Origin of the sequence: Kribbella jejuensis, assembly GCF_006715085.1 — a bacterium.
Lineage (GTDB): Bacteria > Actinomycetota > Actinomycetes > Propionibacteriales > Kribbellaceae > Kribbella > Kribbella jejuensis.
The window spans coordinates 1,531,328-1,546,408 of record NZ_VFMM01000002.1 but is presented as its reverse complement, the minus strand read 5'-3'; the positions used below and the strand labels follow the sequence as shown (position 1 = coordinate 1,546,408).

Sequence of the window (15,081 nt, the reverse complement as noted above, 5' to 3'; positions counted from 1 at the left end):
GTCAGCAGCCCACCAGGTGCTGGGCCAGGTATCCGGTGACCTCGGTGAGCGCGACCCGCTCCTGCTTCATCGAGTCCCGCTCGCGGATCGTGACCGCGTGGTCCTCGAGCGTGTCGAAGTCGACGGTGATGCAGTACGGCGTACCGATCTCGTCCTGGCGGCGGTACCGGCGGCCGATCGCACCGGCGTCGTCGAAGTCGACGTTCCAGTTCTTCCGCAGCTCGCCGGCCAGGTCGCGCGCCTTCGGCGAGAGGTCGGCGTTGCGCGACAGCGGGAGCACGGCGGCCTTGACCGGCGCGAGCCGCGGGTCGAAGCGCAGGACCGTGCGCTTGTCGACGCCGCCCTTCGCGTTCGGCGCTTCGTCCTCGGTGTACGCGTCGAGCAGGAACGCGAGCACATTGCGGGTCAGGCCGGCCGCCGGCTCGATCACGTACGGCGTCCAGCGCTCGCCCTTCTCCTGGTCGAAGTACGACAGGTCGGCGCCGGAGTGCTTGGAGTGCGTGGTCAGGTCGAAGTCGGTCCGGTTCGCGATCCCCTCGAGCTCGTCGAACTCCTTACCACCGAAGTTGAACCGGTACTCGATGTCCACGGTCCGCTTCGAGTAGTGCGAAAGCTTCTCCTTCGGGTGCTCGTAGAACCGCATGTTGTCCGGGTTCAGCCCGAGGCCGGTGTACCAGTCCCAGCGCGCCTTCAGCCAGTACTCGTGCCAGTCCTCGTCGGTGCCGGGCTCGACGAAGAACTCCATCTCCATCTGCTCGAACTCGCGGGTCCGGAAGATGAAGTTGCCGGGGGTGATCTCGTTGCGGAAGCTCTTGCCGACCTGGGCGATCCCGAACGGCGGCTTCTTCCGCGCGGTGCCCATCACGTTCGCGAAGTTGATGAAGATGCCCTGCGCGGTCTCCGGGCGGAGGTAGTGCAGGCCCTCCTCGGACTCGACCGGGCCGAGGTAGGTCTTCAGCAGCCCGTTGAACATCCGCGGCTCGGTGAACGTGCCCTTGTTGCCGCAGTTCGGGCAGGCGATCTCGGCCAGCTGGACGGTCTCGGGGTCCTTGTTCTTCCGGCGCGCGAAGTCCTCCCGGAGGTGGTCGTCGCGGAACCGCTTGTGGCAGGACTGGCACTCGGTCAGCGGGTCGACGAACTCGGCCAGGTGGCCGGAGGCCTCCCAGACCTGGGTCGGCAGGATCACCGAGGAGTCCAGGCCGACGATGTCGTCGCGGCCGGTCACCATCGTCCGCCACCACTGGGTGCGGACGTTGTTCTTCAGCTCGACGCCGAGCGGACCGTAGTCCCAGGCCGACTTGGTACCGCCGTAGATCTCGCCGCACGGGTACACGAAGCCTCTCCGCTTGCTGAGGCTGACGACGGCATCGACGGTTTCCACGGGCACTTTTGGACTCCAGAACAGGTACAGACAGATCTTTGGAAGGAACCAGGCTATCGGTCCCGAGCGCCGCTATCGAATCCGTGCTGATTCAGCAAATCTTCGTACGCCGTCGGCTCGTCGATCGCCTCCGACAGCAGCGGTACCGCGGTCAGCTTCACCTCGTACGGCGACAGCGCTCGTCGATAGCTGCCGATGTTCTCGAACTCGAGCGTCAGCGCGAGCAGTTCCGGGTCGTCAACGTTGCGCCCGGTCCGGGCCGCGACGAACCCCTTCTGCTGCGCGAGCACGTCGACAGCGGCCTGCAACCGCTCTCCGAACCCGGCCTGCTCGGACTCCCCCACCCGGAACCTGATCACCACGAACACCCGGGTCACCTTACGGTAAGCGACCAGCACTTCCCCCGGCGGCAGCGGTCGCCGCACAGTGGCGGTATGCCCGAGCGTGTGGTCGGCCGGACCCGGGAGCTCAGCACCCTGACCGGCCTGCTGGACGAGGTCGAGCGCGGCCGCGGCCAGGGCGCGCTCCTGATCGGCGACGCCGGGATCGGCAAGTCGACCACAGCGGCGGTACTCGCGGACACGGCGCGGAGTCGGCGGTACGCCGTCGCGTGGGGCCGCTGCCCCGAGACCGAGACCCTGCCGTACTGGCCCTGGCGGCAGGTGTTCCGCTCGCTGGGGTTGTCGATCGAGCCGGGTGACGGCGCGCGGACGAGCATGTTCGCCGCGGTCGCCGACCAGCTCGGTACGGCGACGGCCGCGCAACCGGCGGTGATCATCGTCGAGGACATCCACCTCGCGGACGGGTCGACCCTCGCACTGTTGCGGTTCGTTGTCGGTCTGCTGCCCGAGCTGCGGTGTCTCCTGCTCGTCACCAGCCGTGACAACGCGGTCGACGTACCCGAGCCGGCGGCGGATGCGTTTCGCGCCCTGCCGCCTTCGTTCGTACGGGTGCCTCTTGCTGGGCTGGACCGCGCCGCTACGGGCGAGCTGGTCACACAGGTCCTCGGGAGTACGGACAGCGGCTATGCGGACGCCGTACATGCAAGGACCGGTGGGAACCCGTTCTTCGTGCAGGAGCTCGCGCGGTGGCACGCGGCGCGCGGTACTACTTCCACGGAGACGCCTACCGGCGTGCGTCAGGTGCTGGAGAGGCGCCTTGCTCGTCTTGGACAGCACACGTACGACGTGCTCGCGGTGGCGGCTGTGCTGGGTGAGGACGTGGACCTGCGGGTGCTTGCTGCAGTAGCGGATACGGGAGATGTGCTTGCTGTACTTGGTGATGCTGTGGCGGCTCGGTTGGCAGCCGTGTCGGAGGACCGTCTGCGGTTTGCCCACTCCCTGGTGCGTGAGGTCGTTTATGACGGTCTTGGTGTCCACCGGAGGTCCGAGCTCCATTTGCGGGCGGCTGAGTTGTTGGCCGGTCAGAACGATGCTGGGCAGGTTGCTGCGCACTACCGGAGTGCTGGGGTTGTCGAGAAGTCGCGGGAGTTCGCGCTGGTAGCAGCACGGGCTGCGCGGGACCAGTCGGGGTATGAGCAGGCCGTTCGCTTCTACGGGTGGGCTGAGCTGGACGATCCCGTGGTGCAGGTGGAGCTTGGGGCGGCACAGGTACTGGCTGGTGAGTTGACGGCTGGCCGGGACACGCTGCGGGCTGTCGCTCGTACTGCGGGTGATCCGGAGACCGTGGCGCGGGCTGTGCTGGCAATGGGAGGTGGGGTCGGTGGGTTCGAGGTCGATCTCGGGGATGAGGAGTCGACGGCGCTGTTGGGACAGGCAGTGCCGCAGTTGCCCGATGGTGCGCTGAAGGCTGCTGCTGTTGCACGGCTGGCTCTTGGGCGGTTGCAGACAGACCAGGGCGATGAGCCGCGTCAGCTGGCCGACGAGGCAGTGCGGCTCGCCTCGGAGGCAGGAGATGCCGCAGCTGAGGTCGCTGCGTTGGCGGTGTGGTGCGACGTCTTCTCTGGGCCTGACTACGTCGCAGAGCGGGTGGCGGCTGCCCGGCGCATGCTCACTCTCGCGGTCGGTGATCTTGGATCAGTCCTGTTGGCTCGGCGGTTGCTGGTGGTCGGACTGCTCGAACAGGGGCGGTTCGTGGAGGCTGATGTGCAGATCGCTGCGTATGCGCGGGCGGTCGTGCCGCTGCGGCTTCCGCTGTACGGCTGGTTGGTGCCGATCTGGCAGGGCATGCGAGCGTTGATGTCGGGCCGGCTGGATGAGGCGGCCAGGTGTGTCGAGGAGGCGACGCAGCTCGCGGACGATCCGGACAGTCCTAACGGGCGGTTGATGGTGTTCGCGTTGCGGGCGGCACATGCGGATGCGGCTGGGGTGATCGCGGAGCTGCGCACGTACGTCGAAAGTGTGATGCGTCCGTTCGCGGGCAATCCGATGGCTGATGGCCCGTCGGCGTACTACTTCGCGCGGACCGGGTCCGCTGAGCCGGCGCGGCGGATCGCGCGACGCCGGGTGCAGGACGGTCTGGACGCGATCCCGCGGGATGCCGAGTGGCTGGAGTCGGTGGCCTTTCTCGGTGAGGCGGGGCGGGTGCTGGGTGAGGACGCGGTCGCGCGGATCGTGTACGACGTACTCACGCCGTACACCGATCTCTGGGTGATCGATGGGATCGGTGGGGCTTGTCTGGGCAAGGTGTCGCTGTTCTTGGGGCGCCTCGCCGCTCAGCTCGGCCGGGCCGAGGCCCGCCGGCTCCTGGAGGACGCGCTCGAAGCACACCGCGCGGCCGGGGCGGAGACGTTGGTCGCCGAGGCGGAGAAGGCGCTGGCCGAACTCGACCCGGAACGGTCGAGCCGGGCGGGTGGGCTCGAGACGGCCTCTGAGGTGGGGGTTCTGCGGTTGGTGGGCATGGCGTGGGAGGTGACTTGGCGAGGGGTCACTGCGCAGGTGGCTGATGGCAAAGGGGTTCGGGATCTTGCGGTGTTGCTGGGGCGGCCGCGGCAGGACGTGAGTGTCGTGGAGCTCTCCGGGCAGGTGCTGGGCGGGGATCTCGGACCGGTGATCGACGGGCAGGCGCGGGCGGCTTACCGCGAGCGGGTGCGGGAGTTGGAGGAGGAGCTCGCCGAGGCGGAGGACGGGAACGACCTCGGGCGGCTGGAGAAGCTCCGGGTGGAGCGGGAGTTCCTGGTGCGGGAGTTGGCGGGGGCGCTCGGGCTCGGTGGGCGGGCGCGGGTGGCGGGTGATCCGGTGGAACGGAGCCGGAAGGCGGTGTCGATGCGGATCGGCGTTGCGGTGAAGGCGATCGAGCGGGTACATCCGGCGCTCGGCCGGCACCTCCGCGCGTCCATCCGCACCGGCCGCCAGTGCCGGTACGAGCCGGAGAACGACGTCACCTGGCATTGCCAGTCCACACCTGGCGCCTGAGGGGTGAAAGCAACTACACGAGGAGGGGCACGATGACCACGACAAACATCCCCGGCACAGACACAACCGGCGACGCCGCAAACGCGGCGGGTCCGAGCACGGCGGCGGACGGCACGGCGGCGGAGGCCGCGGGGGCGTTGATGGGGCGGTTGTTCGGGGCGGCGTTGGGGGCGGCGGAGTTGTTCACGGTCTATCTCGGGGAGGTGCACGGGATTTACCGGGCGATCGACGAGGCCGGGCCGATCACCGCGAGCGAGTTGGCGGAGCGGACCGGGCTGGACCATCGGTACCTGGTCGAATGGCTGCAGTCGCAGGCGATCAGTGGGTTGTTGACCATCGACGGATCGGACGTCTGGACGGACAGGTTCGACCTGGCGCCGGGCGTGCGGGTGGCACTGCTGGAGCCGACGAGTCCGGTGTACGCCGGTGGCCTGGCGGCCATCGTGCCTGCGGTCGGGCGGTCGTTCCCGCAGGTGGTCGCCGCGTTCAAGAGTGGGGCGGGCGTGCCCTACGCGGCGTACGGCGAAGAGGCCGTGGCCGCACAGGAGATGCTGAACCGCCCCGCGTACGTGAACTCGTTGGCGGCCGAGTGGATCCCGAACGTACCCGGGCTGCACGACCTGCTCACCAAGGGTGCACGCGTCGCGGACCTCGGTACCGGCGCCGGCTGGTCGGCGATCGAACTGGCGAAGGCCTACCCGGCGGTCCACGTCGACGGCTACGACAACGACGAGGACTCGATCACCCGGGCGCGCCGGAACGCCGCCGAGCAAGGCGTCGCGGACCGCGTCGGCTTCGAGGTACGCGACATCACCGAGGTCCTTGCGGGCGGCACGCAGTACGACCTGATCACGTTCTTCGAATGCGTCCACGACTTCGCCCATCCCGTCGAAGCACTCGTCGCAGCCCGTACCGCGCTCGCACCAGGCGGCCGCGTGCTCGTGATGGACGAGCGGGCCGACGAGCAGCTGCAGGCACCTGGTGACGAAGTACAACGGTTCCTCGCCGCGGCCAGCACCATCTGGTGTACGCCGCAAGGCCGCGTGGACGAGGACTCCGACATCGTCGGCGCCATCATGCGACCGCACCAGCTACGCCACCTGGCAGAGCACGCGGGCTTCACCAAGGTCGACGTACTACCGATCGACCACCCGTTCTGGAGGTTCTACGAGCTGACCCCCTGAAACGACCTGGAACCACCTGGAACAATAGGCGCATGAGCACCCCCAGCAGCCCGATGCGGCAGCGGATTACCAAAGTGAGTTATCCGTACGTCGCCAAGCTGCACGCCGCGCCCAAGCTGACTCTGCCAGGCATCACCCTGGTGCTGGCGCTGGCGGGGGTGTTCGCGCCGCTTCCGGTAGGTGTGCCCGCGCTGGTGCTGCTGGCGCTCCTACTGGGCTGGCTGGCGTTCCTGTCATGGCCCGCGGTGACCGGCGGACCGAAGTTCCTGCGCATCTTCTCGATCGTGCTGATCCTGCTCTTCGCGGTCTCCCGGATCGCCAACGGCTGAACCGAGGCTCAGACCTCGTCCAGCCCGAGAGCGGTCAGCCGGTCGCGGAGCCACGACAGCTCCTTGGTGATCCGTTTCGCCAACGCCTGCTGGGTTTTGGGCGTCCGTGGCCACACGTACACCTCTGACTCCAAGTGGTGCGTCAGCGGATGCCCACCACCGACCAGACGAGCCAGGCAGTCGTCCAGCACCCCGGTCGTCGCACTGAGCGGATCTGGTGGCGCAGCGTGCGCCGCCAGATGCGCATGCATCCGCCACGCCGCATGACCCGACAGCTGCGATGACTGCGCGACGTCGTCCACCCCTGGCCCACCCCACTCGCGCACTTGCCTCAGATACCGAGGTACGCCGAGCTGGCCGAGCACGTACCGCCCCGACGCATCCCCCGGGTCCACCAGCGTCGGAGCCACCGAGAGCTGCGCCTTGACCACGTCGACGCCCGCCCGCCACAGCAGCTCGAACGACTGGGCAGGGTCCTCGAACTGCACGGCGAGATGACACGTGTCGAGCCCCAGCCCGACCAGCGACATACCGCCGTACGGGCTCGAGTAGCGATCCAGCCAAGCCGCGGCCTGCCCGACCATCTCAAGGACACACCCAGGCTCGGTCTCGACGGCCACGCGGATCCGCCGGCCGGTACGGGCCTCGGTCCGGGCCAGGTGCTGCTCGACCCGGTCGAACGCCTCCCGCGCGGCCAGGTTGCGCGCCTTCGACCACGGAACCCGCCACCCGAGCGGCACCGTCGAGATCGAGCCGTACGTCGCATCGTCCGGCAGCAGGTCCGCGAGTACGTCGATCAGGTCGAGGGTGTACCGCAGCCGCTCGGGCTCGGTCCAGTCCGGGCAGTACACGCTCGTCCCGGTCAGATCGTTCGCATGCGCGATGCCGTTCAGGGTGACGACCTCGAGCCGGTTGCGATGCAGCGCGCGGCGCAGCTTGCTCAGCGACGCGGGCGAGTTCGCCAGCCGATCGGCCAGCCGGTGCGGGAACCACAGCCCGACGCCGAGCAGGGGTACGTCGAGAGCCGACCGGACCGGGCTTGCACAGCCGTCGAGCTCCGCGACGAGCTCGTCCAGCTCGGCTGCCGGATGCACGGTCGCGCAGTACCCCAGATGGACGGTCGACCCGTCCCGATGACGGAACCTCATCAACAACTCCTCACCCCGTGAGGCCACGGAAGGTGATTGCTGACGGACTTTCCGTGACTTATCTGCAGGGTAAGAGGTGTGGGGGTTATGCGACAGGTTCTGGCGTGCCGACCAGGTCACGCGAGCGGTCCGCGACCGCCATCGCGGCCAGCGCGGTCGTCAGCGGAACGGCTGCGATGATGCCGAGGCTGCCGACCAGACCGCGGACAACCTCCATCGCGACCGCCTCGGTAGAGATCACCGTCACCACTGGCAGGTCCTGGATCGCGAACACGAGCAGCACCGGCATCGCGGCACCGGCGTATGCGAGAACCAGCGTGTTCACCACCGACGCGACGTGCGTCCGGCCGATCCGCAGACCGGCCGACATCAGCTCACGCCGGCTCGCAGCGGGGTTGGCCGCGGACAGCTCCCACACCGCGGCTGCCTGGGTGACCGTGACGTCGTCGAGAACTCCGAGCGCGCCGATCACCATCCCGGCCACCAGCAATCCGGCCAGATCGAGGTGCGGTGAGAACTGCTGCGCGGTGGACGCCCCCTCGGCCGCCAGGCCACTCAACTGCGAGAACCCGGTGAAGAACCAGCCGAGGAGTACGGTCAGGCCGAGCGCGGCGATCGTCCCGGCGAGCGCGATCGAGGACTCGGCATTGATCCCGTGGGTCAGGAAGACCGCGATCGTCATGATCACCGCGCCGCCGACTACCGCGACGAGCAGCGGGTTCGAGCCCCGCAGGATCGCCGGCAGGATGAACTGGGTCAGCATCACAGCCGTCACCGCGAGCGCGATCAGGGCCGCGAACCCGCGCCACCGGGACAGCGCGACCACCGCGACCGCGAAGATCACCGCGAGGATCAACAGCGGCTTGATCCGGTCGTGGTCGACATACTGGTACTTCTGGTCCGGCGGCGCGTCCTTCTGGACGGCGAGCATCACCTCCTGGCCGACCTTGACCGGGATCGGCGCCCCGCCGGCCTTGGGTACCTGGACCGGCACGGCCTTCCCCTTGTCCGCGCCGTTGCTCAGCTTCACCGTGGCGAGGTTGCACTTGTCCCTGGCGTCCGCGCAGGGCTTCAGCGCAGTGATCTGACCACGCGCGCTGCTCGTCTGATAGGACGCGACCTTCACGTCACCGCCCGGCCACAACACGATCAGCGAAACCACCGCGGCCACGATCAGCGGGACGAGGACGGCGGCGACGACGATCCGGACGCGCCGCGCGACGATCGCGTCCGAGTTCACCACCGAGGTGTCGACCACGTGATCGCCGTGCCCATGACCGTGCGCATGACCGTGGCCGTGCCCATGACCGCGCGGAATTTCGACCGCGCGGCGGCGGTTGGGTCTACGGTCGGCACGCCGTCGCCCGACGTTGCGGCTGGCCATCGCGAACTCCCTGTTTTGACAATCAGTTCCAACTAAGATGAAAATGATTGTCATGAGAACTGGTCTTCGAGCAATTATCGCCGGTGCCGCCGCGGTGGCCACCGTCGCCCTGGCCGGGTGCGGTGGTCCGGCCGCCGACGGCACCGCCGACGGGAAGCTCGACGTCGTCGCCTCGTTCTACCCGCTCGAGTTCATCGCCCGGTCAATCGGCGGCGACGCGGTGCACGTGACCACCCTGACCGCGCCCGGCGTCGAGCCGCACGACCTCGAGCTGACCCCGAAGCAGGTCGCCACGATCGCCGAGGCCAAGGTCGTCGTGTACGAGAAGACCCTGCAGCCGGCCGTCGACGAGGCCGTCGCGCAGAACGCGAAGGACGCCGGGTTCGACGTCGCCCCGGCCGCCCAGCTCGAGGACACCGGCGCGAACTTCGAGGAGCACCAGGACGGCGCCGCCGAGGCCGCGCACAAGGACAACGCGCTCGACCCGCACTTCTGGCTCGATCCGGTGCGGTACGCGGCGGTCGTCAAGGCGGTCGAGGAGAAGCTCGCAAGCGTCGACAGCAAGAACGCGGCCGGCTACCACGAGCGCGCGCAGGCGCTGCTCGCCCAGGTCGGCAAGCTCGACACCGAGTACAAGACCGGTCTGGCGAACTGCAAGCTGAAGACGTTCGTGACCAGCCACGAGGCGTTCGCGTACATGGCCAAGCGATACGGTCTGACGATGGTCGGGATCGCCGGGTTCACGCCGGACGCCGAGCCGACACCGACCCGGATCAAGGAGGTCCAGGACATCGTGAAGGCCCAGCACGTGACCACGATCTTCTACGAGGAGCTGGTCAGCCCGAAGGTGGCCGAGACGATCGCCCACGACGTCGGCGTCAAGACCGCCGTACTGAGCCCGATCGAGGGGCTGTCCGACGCCAACTCCAAGGAAACCTACCTGACGCTCATGCAGGAGAACCTGCAGGAGCTCCGGACCGCGAATGGTTGCTCGTGACAACTGACAACACCCTGGCTGTCCAGGTCGACGACCTGTCCGTCGATCTGGGCGGCCGCCTGGTGCTCCGGGGAATCGACCTGCGGGTCCGGCAGGGCGAGGTTGTCGCCGTGCTCGGTACCAACGGGTCCGGCAAGTCCACGCTGATCAAGACCGTCGTCGGTCTGTTGCCCGCGGCCCGCGGCGAGGTCCGCCTGTTCGGTACGGCGGTCCCCCGCTTCCGCGACTGGCGCCGCGTCGGGTACGTACCGCAGCGGATCACCGCGGCCGGCGGCGTACCGGCGACCGTGTACGAGGTGGTCTCGTCCGGGCTGCTCTCCAAGCGGCGGCTGTTCGCGCCACTCGGTGCCGTGGGCAAGCAAGCGATCGAGGACGCGTTGCAGGTCGTGGACATGGCCGACCGGCGCAAGGACGCGGTCGCCGAGCTGTCCGGCGGGCAGCAGCAGCGGGTGCTGATCGCGCGGGCACTGGTGTCCGATCCGGAGCTGCTGATCCTCGACGAGCCGACCGCCGGGGTCGACCTGGCCAGCCAGCAGATCTTCGCCGACGCGATCCGCGAGCGGGTCGAACGCGGCACGACCGTGGTGATGGTGAGCCACGACCTCGGCCCGATGGACGCGCTGATCGACCGCTCGGTGGTGATGCGCCGCGGCCGGATCGTGTACGACGGCCCACCGCACGCCTCCCAGACGCACGCCCACGTCCACCACTCGCACACCGCCGACGACGAACCGGGGTGGCTGCCCTCATGACCATGTTCGAGCTCGAGTTCATGCAGCGCGCACTGATCGCGGGTCTGCTCACCGGACTGTCCGCGCCGGCGATCGGGACGTATCTGGTGCAGCGCCGCCTGTCGCTGATGGGCGACGGGATCGGCCACATCGCGATCACCGGTGTCGCGCTCGGTCTGCTGACCGGGAGTGCTCCGGTGCTGACCGCGGTGATCGTGTCGATCGCCGGCGCGACTGCCATCGAACTCGTGCGCGCCCGCGGCAAGGCCACCGGCGACGTAGCGCTCGCCCTGCTGTTCTACGGCGGCATCGCGGGCGGTGTGCTGCTCATCGGACTGGCAGGTCAAGGCGCAGCCACACTGAACACGTACCTGTTCGGTTCACTCACGACGGTCTCCCAGAGCGACCTGTACGTCGTCGTCGGCCTGGCCGTCGCCGTACTGGTCGTAGCGATCGGCCTGGGCCCGCAGCTGTTCGCGGTCTGCCAGGACGAGGAGTTCGCCCGTACGACGGGACTCCGGGTTCAGCTGCTCAACCTGGTGATCGCCGTGATGGCCGCGGTCACCGTGACGGTAGCGATGCGTACTGTGGGACTCCTGCTCGTCAGCGCGCTCATGGTGGTCCCCGTGGCGACCGCGCAGCAGATCACGCGGTCCTTCCGCAGTACGTTCGTCACCGCGTGCATCATCGGCGTACTGGCGTGTCTGGCCGGCATCGTGACGTCGTACAACGCCAACGTCGCACCGGGCGCCACCATCGTCGTCCTGGCGCTGGCCGGGTTCGTCGTGGCTGCGACCGTCGGGACGTTGCTCCGCCGCCGCGCCGGGCGTCCGCTGGCGGACGAGGAGCCGGAGGTCGGCGTACCGGCGCCGGAGCCGCATGTGGTGAGTGCTGGACACCCGCATGCGCACAGCCAGGACTGTGGTCACAAGAAGGTCGACCACGGAGACCATGTCGACTACGTGCACGACGGGCATCTGCACGCGGCACACGGCGATCACTGGGACGAGCACTAGCTTGCTGACTTCTGAGAGACTGGAGGGCGCTATGGAGACGACAGGAGGAACGGTGGCCATCGGAACACGCTCGACCCGTCAGCGCGCGGCGGTCGCGCACGCGCTCGACAAGATCGACGAATTCCGGACCGCCCAGGAGATCCACCTGGAGCTCCGGTCCGCCGGTGAGGCCGTCGGCCTGACCACGGTGTACCGCACGCTGCAGGCGCTCGCGGACTCGCGTGAGGTCGACGTACTGCGCACCGCCGACGGAGAGACGGCGTACCGGCGCTGCTCGAAGGGGCATCACCACCACCTGGTCTGCCGCAACTGCGGGCGCACCGTGGAGGTGGAAGGCCCGGCCGTGGAGCGCTGGGCCGACAAGGTCGCCGCCGAGCACGGCTACGCCGACATCAGCCACACCCTGGAGATCTTCGGCACCTGCGCCGACTGCCAGTCGAAGTGACAGTCAAGTGATCTAGCTCACCTTTGCCTTTGAGCGCACTCGAAGGCATACGGTCGTAGTCATGAACACGACCGAGCTGGTGGACCGCCGCACTGCGATCGCGGCGTACCACCCCGAGCCGGAACCGGTGGACCCCGACCTGCTCTGTCTGCTGGAGCTGCCGGAGGACCTGCCCGACGACCTCTCGATCGCCGAGGCCGCCGAGCTCACCGGCCTGACCGCTCACACCCTGCGGTACTACGAGCGGATCGGCCTGGTCGACGTCCGCCGGGACGCGGCCGGCTACCGCAGCTACGACCGGCGGGCGATGTCGCGAATCGTGTTCATCAGCCGGTTGCGCGCCTCCGGGATGTCGATCGGCGCGATCAGCCACTACCTGGAGCTGGTGTCCGAGGGCGACCACACCGAACCGCAGCGGCTCGCCCTGATGCAGGAGCACCGCGACCGGATCCAGCGGCAGCTGCGGGACCTGCAGCTCGCCCTTGCGGTGACCGACTACAAGATCGCCGTCTACGGCGGCACTGCCGCTCCGTAAACAACAACTCGATCCAGCCGACCGTCACGCACGGCTCGGCCGGTTTGTGATGGGAGAAAACAGATGAAACTGGGTAACCAAGGCGCCGAGGTCAGCCGGCTCGGACTCGGCTGTATGGGAATGAGCTTCGCGTACGGCGCCGCCGACGAGAACGAGTCGGTCGCGACCCTGCGCCGCGCCCTGGACCTCGGCATCACGTTCCTCGACACCGCCGACATGTACGGCTTCGGCGCGAACGAGGAGCTGGTCGGCCGGACGATCGCGGACCGCCGCGACGAGGTGTTCCTGGCGACGAAGTTCGGCATCGTCGGCGATCCGCGGAATCCTGCGGCGCGCGACGTGAACGGTTCGCCCGAGTACGTCCGGTCCGCGATCGACGCGTCGCTGCAGCGGCTCGGCGTCGACCACGTGGACCTGTACTACCAGCACCGGATGGACCCGAACGTGCCGATCGAGGAGACGGTCGGCGCGATGGCCGAGCTCGTCCAGGCCGGCAAGGTCCGGTACCTCGGGCTGTCCGAGGCGTCGGCGGAGACGATCCGCCGGGCGCACGTCGTGCACCCGATCACCGCCGTCCAGAGCGAGTGGTCGCTGTTCAGCCGGGACATCGAGGAGTCGGTGCTGCCGGTGCTCCGCGAGCTCGGCATCGGCCTGGTGCCGTACTCGCCGCTCGGCCGCGGCATGCTCACCGGCGCGCTGCCGACGGAGCTGGCGGCCGACGACTTCCGCCGTACCCTGCCGCGGTTCTCCGGGGACAACCTCGACGCCAACCTCAAGCTGGTCGAGGAGATCCGCGCGGTCGCGAGCCGGTACGACGCGACGCCGGGGCAGATCGCGCTCGCGTGGGTGCTTGCGCAGGGCAACGATGTGGCGCCGATCCCGGGGACGAAGCGGCGCAAGTACCTGGAGGAGAACTGGGCGGCGCTCGACGTCCAGCTGTCCGCGGACGACGTCGAGGCGCTGTCGAAGCTGACCCCGGTCGGCACCCGGTACGCCGACATGAGCTGGGTCGCCGGGGAGACCGCGGCGCAGAACTGATAAACTGCTCAGCAGTAAGCCTTCCACCGGACTTCCGGCGGGAGGCTTTTCTGCGTTCACACATCTTTGGTGAGGAGACCGATGTCCGATCTGCTGGTGCGCCGAGTGCAGCCGTCCGACCGCGTCCTGATGGAGCGGCTGTGGCTGATGTTCCGGCACGACCTGTCCGAGTTCCAGGGCCAGCTCCCGCGTCCTGACGGCAGCTACCGCAGCGAGTGGCTGGAGAACGTGCTGACCGGCCACCCGGAGTGGGCCGGCTACCTGATCTCGCTGGGCGAGGTGCCGATCGGCTTCTGCTTCCTGCGCGCGCTGCAGCAACCGGTGCACGTACTCAACGCGTTCTTCCTGGTGCGTCCGGCGCGGCGGCACGGGTACGGGCTACAGGCGGTGCAGCAGGTGCTGGCACATCATTCTGGTCCGTGCGACGTGGCCTTCCAGCGGAACAACGAGACAGCGGTCCGGTTCTGGCAGCGGGTCGCGACCGAGGTGTCCGGCGACGCGTGGACGCAGGAGGAGCGTCCGATCGTCGGCCGGCCGGACGCCACTCCTGACGTGTGGATCTCATTCAAGGTCTGAGGGCAGCTCGAAGTACGCGAAGAGCTCCTGGCCGAAGAAGACCACGTTGTGCGTGATGCCGGCCCTGGTGACCGTGAACACCTGCAGGCTGTGCGCGTGGAAGCGTCCGTCGTCCCCGCGCACGTACGCGCCGATGGCGGGCTGTTCGTTCGCCACGGTCGGCAGTAGTCGCCAATCCGGTCCGCGCATCGCGTACACGCGCTCCATGAATTCGCCGTACGCGTCGCGGCCGACGTACCACAGCGGCGCGGGCGGCATCTCGAGGACGACCTGGTCGGTGAGCAGCCGGGTCAGGCCTTTCACATCGGCCGCCTCGAAGGCGCGCATGTAGTCCTCGATGACGGACTTGACCTGCCGGTCGTCGGGCTCGTCGACGTCGTCCTCGGTGATGTCGATCTCGGCGAGCTTGGCCCGCGCGCGTTGCAGTGCGCTGTTCACGCTCGCCGCGGTGGTCTCGAGGGCCTCGGCGATGTCGGCGACCGGCCAGTCGAGGACATCGCGCAGGACCAGGACCGCGCGCTGCCGGGCCGGGAGGTACTGCATCGCAGCGATCAGCGCCAGCCGCAGACTGCCCTGCGCGACCGTCGCCGACGCCGGATCGGTCGGGAACGGCTGCAGCCAGGACACCTCGGTCGACAGCTCGATCGGTACCTGGGTGTCCTCGCTCGCGCTCACCAGACCCGAGGGCAGAGCTCGCCGCGCTCTGCCTTTGAGAGCGGTCAGGCAGGCGTTGGTGGCGATCCGGTAGAGCCAGGTCCGCATCGACGCCCGCTGCTCGTCGTACGTCTCGGCGGCGCGCCACGCCCGCAGCAGGGTCTCCTGCACCAGGTCCTCGGCGTCGTGGATCGATCCGAGCATGCGGTAGCAGTGCACCAGCAGTTCGTGCCGGTGCGGCTCGGTCAGCCGGTCGAAATCGTCACGGTCCATCGTCGTCACCCTCCCA

General features: G+C 68.6%; 15 protein-coding genes. 10 read left to right on the top strand and 5 right to left on the bottom strand.

What is annotated here, in order from left to right; genetic code table 11:
- Position 1: 1 nt before the first annotated feature.
- Positions 2-1,387: a glycine--tRNA ligase gene (locus FB475_RS27525; RefSeq protein ID WP_141859497.1), complete on the bottom strand. Its 1,386-nt coding sequence runs from the start codon at positions 1,385-1,387 to the stop codon at positions 2-4.
- Positions 1,388-1,434: 47 nt separating this feature from the next.
- The gene (locus tag FB475_RS27520) at positions 1,435-1,749 is read right to left on the bottom strand and encodes an antibiotic biosynthesis monooxygenase family protein (protein WP_185759454.1); all 315 of its coding nucleotides are present in this window, start codon (positions 1,747-1,749) and stop codon (positions 1,435-1,437) included.
- A 66-nt stretch (positions 1,750-1,815) separates the two neighbouring features.
- Here FB475_RS27520 and FB475_RS27515 point away from each other — a divergent pair, with 66 nt between their 5' ends.
- Genes FB475_RS27515 through FB475_RS27505 form a run of 3 tightly spaced genes read left to right on the top strand, consistent with a single transcriptional unit; the run spans position 1,816 to position 6,268 of the window.
- On the top strand, positions 1,816-4,755 hold the full coding sequence (locus tag FB475_RS27515; RefSeq protein ID WP_141859495.1) for an ATP-binding protein: 2,940 nt from the start codon (positions 1,816-1,818) through the stop codon (positions 4,753-4,755).
- Positions 4,756-4,787: 32 nt separating this feature from the next.
- Positions 4,788-5,939: a class I SAM-dependent methyltransferase gene (locus FB475_RS27510; RefSeq protein ID WP_141859493.1), complete on the top strand. Its 1,152-nt coding sequence runs from the start codon at positions 4,788-4,790 to the stop codon at positions 5,937-5,939.
- A gap of 32 nt (positions 5,940-5,971) precedes the next feature.
- A complete protein-coding gene (locus FB475_RS27505) occupies positions 5,972-6,268 on the top strand; it encodes a DUF6703 family protein (RefSeq protein WP_141859491.1) in 297 nt (98 codons plus the stop codon).
- An 8-nt stretch (positions 6,269-6,276) separates the two neighbouring features.
- Here the strand turns inward: FB475_RS27505 and eboE are convergent, their stop codons facing one another.
- Positions 6,277-7,416 (bottom strand): metabolite traffic protein EboE, encoded by a 1,140-nt coding sequence (gene eboE / locus FB475_RS27500; protein WP_141859489.1) that lies wholly within the window; start codon positions 7,414-7,416, stop codon positions 6,277-6,279.
- 85 nt (positions 7,417-7,501) lie between these two features.
- Entirely contained in the window at positions 7,502-8,800 is a 1,299-nt protein-coding gene (locus FB475_RS27495) for a YibE/F family protein (RefSeq protein ID WP_141859488.1), read from the bottom strand.
- 52 nt (positions 8,801-8,852) lie between these two features.
- On the opposite strand from FB475_RS27495, the gene FB475_RS27490 reads away from it, so the two are divergent.
- The 7 genes from FB475_RS27490 to FB475_RS27460 all read left to right on the top strand — a co-directional run bounded on the left by FB475_RS27490 (position 8,853) and on the right by FB475_RS27460 (position 14,138).
- Positions 8,853-9,797 (top strand): metal ABC transporter substrate-binding protein, encoded by a 945-nt coding sequence (locus tag FB475_RS27490; RefSeq protein ID WP_141859486.1) that lies wholly within the window; start codon positions 8,853-8,855, stop codon positions 9,795-9,797.
- Positions 9,794-10,549 (top strand): metal ABC transporter ATP-binding protein, encoded by a 756-nt coding sequence (locus FB475_RS27485; RefSeq protein ID WP_238332447.1) that lies wholly within the window; start codon positions 9,794-9,796, stop codon positions 10,547-10,549. Before FB475_RS27490 ends, FB475_RS27485 begins: the two co-directional genes overlap by 4 nt.
- The gene (locus FB475_RS27480) at positions 10,546-11,544 is read left to right on the top strand and encodes a metal ABC transporter permease (protein ID WP_141859482.1); all 999 of its coding nucleotides are present in this window, start codon (positions 10,546-10,548) and stop codon (positions 11,542-11,544) included. The genes FB475_RS27485 and FB475_RS27480 overlap by 4 nt, the downstream gene beginning before the upstream one ends.
- Positions 11,545-11,596: 52 nt before the next feature.
- Positions 11,597-11,989 (top strand): Fur family transcriptional regulator, encoded by a 393-nt coding sequence (locus FB475_RS27475; RefSeq protein WP_272952106.1) that lies wholly within the window; start codon positions 11,597-11,599, stop codon positions 11,987-11,989.
- A gap of 61 nt (positions 11,990-12,050) precedes the next feature.
- Positions 12,051-12,524 (top strand): MerR family transcriptional regulator, encoded by a 474-nt coding sequence (locus tag FB475_RS27470; protein WP_141859478.1) that lies wholly within the window; start codon positions 12,051-12,053, stop codon positions 12,522-12,524.
- A gap of 63 nt (positions 12,525-12,587) precedes the next feature.
- Entirely contained in the window at positions 12,588-13,562 is a 975-nt protein-coding gene (locus FB475_RS27465; RefSeq protein ID WP_141859476.1) for an aldo/keto reductase, read from the top strand.
- Between the two features lie 81 nt (positions 13,563-13,643).
- Positions 13,644-14,138: a GNAT family N-acetyltransferase gene (locus FB475_RS27460; protein WP_141859474.1), complete on the top strand. Its 495-nt coding sequence runs from the start codon at positions 13,644-13,646 to the stop codon at positions 14,136-14,138.
- Here the strand turns inward: FB475_RS27460 and FB475_RS27455 are convergent.
- Entirely contained in the window at positions 14,124-15,065 is a 942-nt protein-coding gene (locus FB475_RS27455; protein WP_141859472.1) for a sigma-70 family RNA polymerase sigma factor, read from the bottom strand. The genes FB475_RS27460 and FB475_RS27455 overlap by 15 nt on opposite strands.
- Between the last annotated feature and the right edge of the window lie 16 nt (positions 15,066-15,081).

Bases quoted from the DNA above. Each gene is read 5' to 3' on its own strand.
- FB475_RS27515 (WP_141859495.1), top strand. From the start codon at position 1,816: ATGCCCGAGCGTGTGGTCGGCCGGACCCGGGAGCTCAGCACCCTGACC.
- FB475_RS27510 (WP_141859493.1), top strand. From the start codon at position 4,788: ATGACCACGACAAACATCCCCGGCACAGACACAACCGGCGACGCCGCA.
- FB475_RS27505 (WP_141859491.1), top strand. From the start codon at position 5,972: ATGAGCACCCCCAGCAGCCCGATGCGGCAGCGGATTACCAAAGTGAGT.
- eboE (WP_141859489.1), bottom strand. From the start codon at position 7,416: ATGAGGTTCCGTCATCGGGACGGGTCGACCGTCCATCTGGGGTACTGC.
- FB475_RS27495 (WP_141859488.1), bottom strand. From the start codon at position 8,800: ATGGCCAGCCGCAACGTCGGGCGACGGCGTGCCGACCGTAGACCCAAC.
- FB475_RS27490 (WP_141859486.1), top strand. From the start codon at position 8,853: ATGAGAACTGGTCTTCGAGCAATTATCGCCGGTGCCGCCGCGGTGGCC.
- FB475_RS27480 (WP_141859482.1), top strand. From the start codon at position 10,546: ATGACCATGTTCGAGCTCGAGTTCATGCAGCGCGCACTGATCGCGGGT.
- FB475_RS27470 (WP_141859478.1), top strand. From the start codon at position 12,051: ATGAACACGACCGAGCTGGTGGACCGCCGCACTGCGATCGCGGCGTAC.
- FB475_RS27465 (WP_141859476.1), top strand. From the start codon at position 12,588: ATGAAACTGGGTAACCAAGGCGCCGAGGTCAGCCGGCTCGGACTCGGC.
- FB475_RS27460 (WP_141859474.1), top strand. From the start codon at position 13,644: ATGTCCGATCTGCTGGTGCGCCGAGTGCAGCCGTCCGACCGCGTCCTG.
- FB475_RS27455 (WP_141859472.1), bottom strand. From the start codon at position 15,065: ATGGACCGTGACGATTTCGACCGGCTGACCGAGCCGCACCGGCACGAA.